7 protein-coding genes are annotated in these 4,848 nt (G+C 25.8%); all 7 read left to right on the top strand.

The window, feature by feature from the left end; genetic code table 11:
• Positions 1-411: MarR family winged helix-turn-helix transcriptional regulator (locus ACTHUW_RS12450; RefSeq protein ID WP_442213488.1), on the top strand; the 411-nt coding region annotated here is incomplete at its 5' end.
• Positions 412-485: 74 nt separating this feature from the next.
• Positions 486-1,121 carry an IS607 family transposase gene (locus tag ACTHUW_RS12445; RefSeq protein WP_442213486.1) on the top strand — a complete coding sequence of 212 codons (636 nt, stop codon included), beginning with the start codon at positions 486-488 and terminating at the stop codon, positions 1,119-1,121.
• Positions 1,108-2,565 (top strand): IS200/IS605 family accessory protein TnpB-related protein, encoded by a 1,458-nt coding sequence (locus ACTHUW_RS12440; RefSeq protein ID WP_442213484.1) that lies wholly within the window; start codon positions 1,108-1,110, stop codon positions 2,563-2,565. The genes ACTHUW_RS12445 and ACTHUW_RS12440 overlap by 14 nt, the downstream gene beginning before the upstream one ends.
• Before the next feature lie 279 nt (positions 2,566-2,844).
• A complete protein-coding gene (pgeF, locus tag ACTHUW_RS12435; RefSeq protein WP_442198778.1) occupies positions 2,845-3,669 on the top strand; it encodes a peptidoglycan editing factor PgeF in 825 nt (274 codons plus the stop codon).
• 67 nt (positions 3,670-3,736) lie between these two features.
• Entirely contained in the window at positions 3,737-3,892 is a 156-nt protein-coding gene (locus ACTHUW_RS12430) for a hypothetical protein (RefSeq protein ID WP_442198779.1), read from the top strand.
• Between the two features lie 255 nt (positions 3,893-4,147).
• Positions 4,148-4,531, top strand: coding sequence for an ArsR/SmtB family transcription factor (locus tag ACTHUW_RS12425; protein WP_442198780.1), 384 nt, complete (start codon positions 4,148-4,150; stop codon positions 4,529-4,531).
• Position 4,532: 1 nt separating this feature from the next.
• The coding region (locus tag ACTHUW_RS12420) for an arsenic resistance protein (RefSeq protein WP_442213481.1) at positions 4,533-4,848 on the top strand (316 nt) is incomplete at its 3' end.

Raw genomic sequence — 4,848 nt, 5'->3', positions numbered from 1 at the left:
AATTTATCTTACTTATTAATAATGGTATCTAGACATTTGAAAAATGCTCTAGATAAAAAATTAATTAAATACAATATCACTGCATCACAGTTTTCTGTTTTAAATCAAATTGAATTTAAAAATGGAATGATTACTTCAGCAGAAGTTGCAAATAATTTAAATTCTGACAGACCTACTATATCAGGTATTATAAACAGACTTGAAAAAAAGAATTATCTTGAAAAAATAATTAATCCACAAGATAAACGCTCTCAATATTTAAAATTAAATGAAAAGGCTATTAAATTAGTAAAGAATCTAAGAAAAGCTTCAGATGAATTGAATATAGATATTTTTAGAGACTTTGAAAAAAATGAATTAGATAATTTGAAAGATTACTTGATAAAAATAGTTGATAAAATTGAAACATAGTATTTATGGCAAAACAATTTTTGTTTAGGCCTAGATTGGCAAAGGAAGTAAATTTGTATAAGGAGATGATTCTTATGACTAAATTATTAAATCAAAAAGAAGCATGTGACTATTTAAATATATCTAGAAGTACTATATTAAGATGGGAAAATGAAGATATAATAACTCCTATTAGAACTAAAGGGAAACATAGAAGATATGACTTAAAAGATTTAGAAAAACTAATAGGAAAAAGATATGTTCATAGTAAGTCTAAGAATTGTTTGATATATGCTAGAGTTTCAACTAAGAAACAAGAAAAGTCAGGTAATTTGGATAGACAATCTCAGAGACTTATGGAATATGCAGTGAAAAATAAATTTCATATAGAAAATACATATAAAGAAGTAGCAAGTGGAATAAATGAAAATAGAAAAGAATTAATGAAATTACTTTCTGATATTAAAAAGAAAGAAATAAGATATTTAATTATAGAATATAAAGATAGACTTGCAAGATTTGGTTTTAATTATTTAAATGAATATTGTAAATCACATAATGTAGAAATAATAACATTAAAAGAAAAGGATAATAAAGACTTAAACAAAGAAATGGTAGAAGATATGATTTCTATTATCACTTCATTTTCAGCTAGAATTTATGGAAGCCGAGGAGGCAGAAAAGTAAAAGAAACTCTAGATGGATTAGAAAAAGAAGGTGAAAATAATTAAGACTACTATAAGAGCAGTATTAATAAACATTACACCTGAAATGGAAGAAAAAATAGATGAGTTTATGGCTACTTTCTCATCAGCTACAAGATTTTCCTTTAATAAATTATTAAAAAATAATATGAAAAAAGGAGAACTTGAAAAAGTAATATCTAGAAAATATAAGTTAAACATAAGGCAAAGTAAAGATGCAGTAGAAAAAGCAAGTCAAATTATATTATCACAGAAGCAACTTTTAAAAAGTTATTATGATAATTATAAATCTAAAGTAGCAAAAGTAGAAAAGGAACTATCAAAAACCAAATCTAAAAAGAAGATAAATAGCTTAAGAAAAAAACTTGATAAGAGAAAAAAGAAATTAGAATTTTATGAAGAGCATATAAAAAATAAAACTATACCAAAGGTGATTTTTGGCGGAAGAAAAAACTTCATAAAAAGATGTAAAGGTCTAATAACAAATAAAGAATGGAAAGATTTAAGAGATAATAACTATTATTCAAGAGGAGATAAAACTAAAAAAGGTAATCCTAATCTAAGAATAATAGTAAAAAATAACATGACTTATCTTGAAATATCAACACTAGAAAAAACAGAAACAAATAGAGCCATTAAAATAAAAGTTCCAATATATTTACCACAAAAATTATCTAAAAAAACTGGTAAAATAAATGGAAGAAATTATAGACAGATGGTATTAGATTATTTAATTACTGGTGAGGCCTATAAGGTAGAATTAATAAAAAAGTCGGGTAAACTTTATGCTCATATTACAATAGATGAAAGTAAGATAAAAGAATACGAAAAAGGGATTAATAACTATATCGGAGTAATAGGAATAGATACTAATCCTGATGGTTTAGCTTTAACTAAAGTTGACTTAGATGGTAATTATAAGTGGAGCATATATTTAAAGAGATCAGAACTATTATATGCAAGGACTAATAGACGGGAAAATTTAATTGGAGAGTTAGTAAAAGAAGTAACTAGGATAGCTAAAGAAGAAAAATGTGCTATTTCTATAGAAAACTTAAAATTTAAAAATGATAAAGATATAAAAAGAAAGTTTTCTAGAATAATTCATCAATTTATATATAGTAAATTACTTTCTATGTTAGAAGTAAGAGCAAAAAGAGAAAATATAGAAGTGTTTAAAGTAAAAACTCAATTTACAAGTAAAATAGGACTATATAAATATTCTCATCAATATGGATTATATATTCATAATGCAGCTAGTATAGTTATAGCTAGAAGAGCTTTAGATTTTAATGAAAAAGTACCAAAAATATTAAAAGATAAGTTAATAGATAAAAAAGAATTAGATAAATTTAATAAATATAACAATTGGAAACAATGGAGTATAATAAATAAAAAAATAAAAAAGAAAGGTGGTGAAAAACCTGGTTTGTGGCAAACTTACAGAAAGTCATTTTTAAACTTTGTATAATAATATTTTAATATATAAATTTTGCTAAAGAACACCTAGAAGGAAAAGTCTTTAGCGAGAGTTTAAAAAATATAGGGAGAGGTAACACCTCTAACTCTGTTGGACTTATATACTAAATGTATGTAAGGCATATCGAAAGATATATGGAATTTATAGTCAAGGGACTATACCTTAGTAGATGAATCCTGTGAAGCTACCGCTTTTAAAAGTAAAAGTGAAAAATTATATAAAATATATCTAAATGATATGATTTGATATAGTTTTAGAAACCAGGATTATATGAATAGTAATGCATACATTCAAGAAAATGAAGAATTGAAAATAGTAAAATTCCCTATATTTGATAAGTATAGGGATGAAATCATTGCTGCATTTAGTACAAGGTGTGGTGGTGTAAGTAAAGATATTTATGAAAGCATGAACTTAGCTTTTGGAAGAGGAGATACAGATGAAAATGTATTAGAAAATTATAAGATAATTACTGAATATCTAGGCATTAATTATAGAGATATAGTAATGTCATCTCAATATCATCATAATAATATTAGAGTAATAAAAGAAGAAGATAAAGGGAAGGGAATAATTAAAGATAGAAATTACAAAGATATAGATGGTTTAATTACAGCTATTCCTCAAATACCTTTAGTAACATTCCATGCAGACTGTTCATCTATATACTTTTATGATCCAATAAAAAAAGTAATAGGTCTTGCACATGCAGGTTGGAAAGGAACTACAATGGAGATTGCAGGAAATATGGTAGAAATAATGGTAAAAGAGTTTGGTACAAATGCTATAGATTTAATTATAGCTATTGGACCTTCAATTTGTAATAAATGTTATGAAATTGATGAAGATGTTAGAGAAAAGTTTGAAAATATGTCTATAGATAGTTCACAATATATTAGTTATGATAGTGAGAAGAATAAATATTATCCTGATATAAATAATATTAATAAAGCTATTTTAATTAGCAAAGGTGTAAAAGAAGAAAATATAGGATTATCTAATATATGTACTATGGAAAATAAAGAATTATTTTTTTCTCATAGAGGACATAAAGGAAAAAGAGGTACACAAGCTGCAATTGTACAATTAAAATAATGCTTATACTTGTAAATCACTACATTATAATCCTGATGGAAATCCAGCATATATTGCTGTAGATGGAGTGGTTTATGATGTTAAAGATGCAGCACCTTGGGAAAATGGAGATCATAATGGTTTTGAAGCAGGACAAGAATTAACAGAAGAAATAAAGAATATTTCTCCTCATGGAGTATCAAAATTTAAGGATCTCCCGGTTGTAGGGAAATTAGCTGAATAAGAAAAGAGGGAGATTATGTATTCTACTTTGGGTTGGATTAATTCAATCCATTCTCTTTGATTAACATACCACATGTACACTTCTAAATCTATCAAACTATTTTATTACTTATGGAAATAGATTATGAATTTATATCTACTATTTAGGAAACTAAATTTGTAAAGTGTTGTAGTATAAAAAATATTGTCAATACGAAAAATATATGATAGTATATGAGTATATTTGAATATAAGCATATACAAAGGTGGTGGATTAATGTTTGAACTTTTCAAAGCATTAGGAGATGAAAATAGACTTAGAATTTTAAACATTTTGATAAGCTCTAAGTTGTGTGTTTGTGAAATTGAAGTGATTCTTGAAATGACTCAATCAAATGTTTCTAGACATCTAAGCAAACTTAAAAAAGTAGGAATAATAAGTTCATCAAAAGAGGCACAGTGGGTACACTACGAAATAAGTGATAAGTTTATAAATAATGATGTGTTATTTTTTAGCTATCTAAAAAAGAAATTTACGGAAGATGATTTATTTCTTAATGATTTAAAAAGATACATCAAATATAAAGAACATAATATGAATTGCCAGCGGATTGCTGATGATAAAGAAGAAGTATCAAATCTTATAAAATGGGGGGATTAAAATGAATGAAGAAAGAGAAATAAAAACTTCTGATGGTATGGGGATATTTGGTCGTTATTTAACAGTTTGGGTTACTCTATGTATAATTATAGGTGTAATGATTGGAAAATGGGTACCATCTATACCACAAACGCTTAGTAAATTTGAATATGCCAAGGTTTCAATTCCAGTGGCTATATTAATTTGGTTAATGATTTATCCTATGATGCTTAAGATTGATTTTTCAAGTATTGTGAAAGCAACTAAGAAACCTAAAGGACTAACAGTTACTTGTGTGACCAATTGGTTAATTAAACCTTTTACAATGTATTTGATAG

This window comes from Senegalia sp. (in: firmicutes) (assembly GCF_052088025.1).
In the GTDB taxonomy this organism is placed as follows: Bacteria; Bacillota; Clostridia; order Tissierellales; family SIT17; genus Anaeromonas.
Note: the sequence above shows the minus strand (reverse complement) of the source record. Positions and strands in the feature narration are given on the sequence as shown.